This window comes from Rhodococcus sp. CX (assembly GCF_015865005.1).
Taxonomy (GTDB): domain Bacteria; phylum Actinomycetota; class Actinomycetes; order Mycobacteriales; family Mycobacteriaceae; genus Rhodococcus.
Genome location: NZ_JADZGH010000141.1, coordinates 5,668 through 10,386, shown reverse-complemented (window position 1 = coordinate 10,386; position 4,719 = coordinate 5,668). Strand labels below are relative to the sequence as shown.

The window sequence follows — 4,719 nt, the reverse complement described above, 5'->3', positions numbered from 1 at the left end:
GAGCGGCAGCGCCCAGTGCCGGGCGGCCGCGTCGAGCGCGCCTTCGGTGGGGTTGCCGACGACGAGGAACACCGCCAGGGACACGCACAGGGCGGCGGCGAGCAGCCAGGTGCTGCGGCCGATGCGGCGGCCGCCGGCGAGCGCGGACATCGGCAGCGCGAACAGCAGCGAGGTCACGAGCAGGGGTTGGACGAGCAGGATCGCGCCGAGCGCCAGCGCGGCGACCTGCAGCAGGTAGCCGCCGCCGTCGCCGAGGATGCCGGCCCACCAGCGGGGACTGCGCAGCAGCCCGCCCAGCAGGGACCGGTCGCCGGGGACGGCGGCGGCGGAGCGCTGCTGGGCGACGCTGGCGGCGGCGAACAGCACCGCGGCGGCGAGGGCGCACGCCGCCGAGGCCGCCGCGGTGCCGGTCATGTGCGGGTCAGGCGTCGACTTCGCTGCGGTCGCCGCTCCAGAGGGTGTGGAACTTGCCGGGCCGGTCGGTGCGCTCGTAGGTGTGGGCACCGAAGAAGTCGCGCTGGCCCTGGGTGAGGGCGGCGGGCAGGCGTTCGGCGCGCAGGCCGTCGTAGTAGGACAGGGACGAGGCGAACGCCGGGATCGGGATGCCGAGCTGGGTGGCGGTGACCACGACGCGGCGCCAGCTGTCGATGCCCGCCTCGATGGCGTCCCGGAAGTAGGGGGCCAGGATCAGGCTGGGCAGGGCCGGGTCGGCGTCGTAGGCCTCCTTGATGCGGTTGAGGAACTGGGCGCGGATGATGCAGCCGCCGCGCCAGATGGTGGCCAGTGCCGCGCGGTCGACGTTCCAGCCGTATTCGGCGCTGCCGGCGGCGATCTGGTCGAAGCCCTGGGCGTAGGCGACGATCTTCGAGGCGTACAGGGCGGCGCGGATGTCCTCGGTGAACTGCGCGGCGTCGGTGGGGGCGGCGCCGAGGGTGCCGGCGGCCAGGCCGCGGGCGGCGGCCCGCTGGTCGCGGGAGCCGGACAGGGCGCGGGCGAAGACGGCCTCGGCGATGCCGGTGACCGGGACGCCGAGGTCGAGGGCGGCCTTGACGGTCCAGCGTCCGGTGCCCTTCTGTTCGGCGGCGTCGACGATGACGTCGACGAGGGGTTTGCCGGTGGCGGCGTCGGTCTGGCGGAGCACGTCGGCGGTGATCTCGATGAGGTAGGACTCGAGGGTGCCGGTGTTCCAGTCGGCGAAGACGTCGGCGATCTGTCCGGCGTCGTAGCCGAGCGCGTCGCGCAGCAGGTGGTAGGCCTCGCCGATGAGCTGCATGTCGGCGTATTCGATGCCGTTGTGGACCATCTTGACGAAGTGTCCGGCGCCGTCGGGGCCGATGTGGGTGCAGCAGGGGGTGCCGTCGACCTGGGCGGCGATCTTCTCGAGCAGCGGGCCGACGGCGGCATAGGATTCGGCGGGGCCGCCGGGCATGATGGACGGGCCGTTGAGGGCTCCTTCCTCGCCGCCGGAGATGCCGGCGCCGACGAAGTGCAGGCCGCGGGCGCGCAGTTCGGCTTCGCGGCGGATGGTGTCGGTGTAGAGGGCGTTGCCGCCGTCGATGATGATGTCGCCGGGTTCCATGGCGTCCGCGAGCTCGCCGATGACCGCGTCGGTGGCGTCGCCGGCCTTGACCATGATCAGGACGCGTCGGGGCTTCTCCAGCGCGGTGACGAACTCCTCGACGGTCTCGGTGCGCACGAAGTCGCCGTCGCCGCCGTGCTCGGCGAGCAGCGCGTCGGTCTTGGCGATGCTGCGGTTGTGCAGGGCGACGGTGTACCCGTTGCGGGCGAAGTTGCGGGCGATGTTCGATCCCATGACGGCCAGGCCGGTGACGCCGATCTGGGCGCGGGGCGTTGCGGGGGTTGCGGAGTCTTCGACGGTCATGGATACAGCTTCCCCTGTCACCTGCCGGTGCGGAGATCGGGGTCGCGCGTTTCCGAATGTGACCTACGTCACTATCGGCGGGGGGTCACCAGGAACGCAGCAGGCGTTCGACCTCGACGAGCCAGGGCACCGCGACCGCGAGGGTGGGGATCACGAGGATCGCGGCGGCGGCGATGTAGGCGACGGCGGCGGTGCGGGTGTCGCCGCCCGGTCCGGCGAGCCGCTGGACGCGCAGCAGCGTGGAGGGACCGCCGACGGCCATCGCGCCGTTCGGGGTGCGGGATTCGGCGCAGGTGACGAGGGCGCGGGCCAGTGGGACGGGCCCGGTGGCGCGGACGGCCGAGTCGTCGGCGAGCATCTCGATGAGCAGCTGCACCGAGCCGAGCGCCGAGCCGGAACGCACCCAGCGGGGGAACGCCTCGTAGACGGCGGTGAAGGCCTCGAGGACGAGGTCGTGCCGGGCCCGCAGGTGGGAGTGCTCGTGGCTGAGCACGGCGCGCAGTTCGGTGTCGTCGAGGTGATCGAGGGTGCCTTCGCTGAGCACCACCCGGTGCCGCAACCCGGGCAGGCAGTAGGCGATGGGGTCGGCGCTGTCGAGGATGCGCACGTGCGGGAGCTGGCGGATCGCGGCGCCGCTTTCGCGGCGGTCGAGCAGGTCGACGAGGGTGCGGTGCCGGGAGCGGCGGCGGCGGGTGCGCACCGCCACCCGCAGCGTGGAGTACATCAGCCGGGCGCCGATGAGCACGGTCGCGGTGAACACGAGCACGTAGGTGAGCCACAGCGGCAGCCCGAGCACGTCGATCTCGCGGAGCGGTTCGGTGGTGGGCCGCCCGTCCTCGCCGGGGACGAGTAGCAGCGCCGCGATGGCGAGGCCGGAGCTGAACGCGGACAGGACCGCGGCGAGCGCGACCGCCTGCCACAGCACCAGGGCGGCGCGGGGCGTGCGGTACGGCCAGGTCGCTCTGCTCAGCAGCGCCGGGACCGGGCCGGCGAGGAACAGCGCGAGGATGCCGAAGACCAGCGCGGTGGTCGCGTTCATGGCATCCAGTGTGTCAGCTCGTGCGGCCGTCGTGCTCGGGGGTCGTGGACGTGTCGGCTTCCTTGGCTTCGAGGGCGGCCAGCGCTTCGCGCAGAGCTGCGGCTTCGTCGGCGCCGACGCGGCCGACGAAGTGGACGAGTGCGGCGGTGCGGCCGCGGCTGTCGGCTTGGTCGAGGGCGTCGACCATGAGTCCGGCGACGAGTTCTTCCCGGCCGTGCACCGGCAGGTAGCGGTGGGCCCGGTCGTCGCGCTGCTGGATGACCAGATTCTTCTTCGCGAGTCGTTGCAGGACGGTCATGACCGTGGTGTACGCGAGGGACCGTCGACTGGACAGGGCCTCGTGGACCTGCCGCACCGTCTGGGGTTCGGTGGAAGCCCAGAGGTGGTCCATCACTGCTCGCTCGAGTTCGCCGAGTGCTGCCATGCAACGATTCTACGGACTCTCTCCGACGCTGTGCGTACTACCCCTAGTCGTAGGGTCTTTGGTCCTGGTCGCCCGGCGTGTCGCGGCCCTTCACCCCGGGCCGGTCCGCGCCGCCGACGGTGCCGTAGACGTGCCGCGCGCCGATCGGCACGATCAACGGCCGCCCGGACACCGGGTCGTCGATGACGGCGGCGTCGAGGCCGAACACCTCGCGCAGCAACTCGACGGAGATCACCTCGGCGGGGGCGCCGGCGGCGACGATGCGCCCGGCCTTCATCACGACGAGGTGATCGCTGTAGCGCACCGCGAGGTTCAGATCGTGCAGCACCATCACCACGGTGCGGCCCAGTTCGCTGTGCAGCCGGTCGACGAGGTCGAGCACCTCCACCGAGTGCGCGAGGTCGAGGTAGGTGGTGGGTTCGTCCAGCAGCAGGATGTCGGTGCCCTGCGCCAGCGCCATCGAGATCCAGGCGCGTTGCCGCTGCCCGCCGGACAGTTCGTCGACGGGCCGGTCGGCGAGGTCGGCGATGCCGGTCTGTTCCAGCGCGACCCCGACCTCCTGCTCGTCGTCGGAGGACCACTGCCGCAGCCAGGACTGGTGCGGGTGCCGGCCGCGGGAGACCAGGTCGGCGACGGTCAGGCCCTCGGGGGCGACGGGGGCCTGCGGCAGCGTGCCGAGCACCCGGGCGACCTCGCGGGTGCGCATCGAGGTGATGACCTGGCCGTCGAGCAGCACGCTGCCGGCGCGGGGCCGCAGCAACCGGCTCAGCGCCCGCAGCAGCGTCGACTTGCCGCAGCCGTTGGGACCGATGACGGTGGTGACGACGCCGGTGGGCACGATCAGGTCGAGATCGTCGACGATGAGCCGGTCGCCGTAGCCGAGGGACAGCTGCTCGGCGATGAGACGCGGTTCGGCGGTGGCCGCCGCGTCGGGGTCGGTCGGGGCGAACGTCGTGGTGTCGGTCACGCGGAAACCTTCCGGTTGGAGCGCACGAGGAGGTAGAGCAGGAACGGGCCGCCGAGGGCGGAGGTGACCAGCCCGACGGGCAGGGCGACCGGCAGGACGGTGCGGGCGATGATGTCGGAGCCGACGACGAGCACCGCCCCGGTGAGGGCCGAGGCGACGATCGGGGGGCCGTCGGCGCGCACGAGACGCACCGCGAGCTGGGGGGCGGCCAGGGCGACGAAGCCGATGGGTCCGGCCGCGGCGGTGGCGATACCGGCCAGGCCGCACGCGGCGGCGAGCAGCAGGCCCTGCTGGGTCTGCAGCCGGATGCCGAGGGAGCGGGCGGTGTCGTCGCCGAGGCGCAGGGCAGCGACGGTGAACCCGGCGATCAGCGTCCAGGTGCCGATCACCGCCAGGGCGATGCCGGC

Annotated in this window: 6 protein-coding genes; all 6 read right to left on the bottom strand. The window is 72.7% G+C overall.

Going from position 1 to position 4,719, the window contains the following annotated elements; all coding sequences use genetic code 11:
- On the bottom strand, positions 1-414 hold a 414-nt coding region (locus I0Q12_RS14850), incomplete at its 3' end, for a DMT family transporter (RefSeq protein ID WP_197252637.1).
- A gap of 7 nt (positions 415-421) precedes the next feature.
- Positions 422-1,882: an NADP-dependent phosphogluconate dehydrogenase gene (gene gndA, locus I0Q12_RS14845; RefSeq protein WP_197252636.1), complete on the bottom strand. Its 1,461-nt coding sequence runs from the start codon at positions 1,880-1,882 to the stop codon at positions 422-424.
- 85 nt (positions 1,883-1,967) lie between these two features.
- Complete coding sequence (locus I0Q12_RS14840) at positions 1,968-2,921, bottom strand: M56 family metallopeptidase (protein WP_197252635.1); 954 nt, start codon at positions 2,919-2,921, stop codon at positions 1,968-1,970.
- A 13-nt stretch (positions 2,922-2,934) separates the two neighbouring features.
- Positions 2,935-3,345, bottom strand: a complete 411-nt coding sequence (locus I0Q12_RS14835) for a BlaI/MecI/CopY family transcriptional regulator (protein WP_197252634.1) — start codon at positions 3,343-3,345, stop codon at positions 2,935-2,937.
- A 43-nt stretch (positions 3,346-3,388) separates the two neighbouring features.
- A complete protein-coding gene (locus I0Q12_RS14830) occupies positions 3,389-4,312 on the bottom strand; it encodes an ABC transporter ATP-binding protein (RefSeq protein ID WP_197252633.1) in 924 nt (307 codons plus the stop codon).
- Positions 4,309-4,719: iron chelate uptake ABC transporter family permease subunit (locus I0Q12_RS32920; RefSeq protein WP_231610692.1), on the bottom strand; the 411-nt coding region annotated here is incomplete at its 5' end. The genes I0Q12_RS32920 and I0Q12_RS14830, both read right to left, overlap by 4 nt.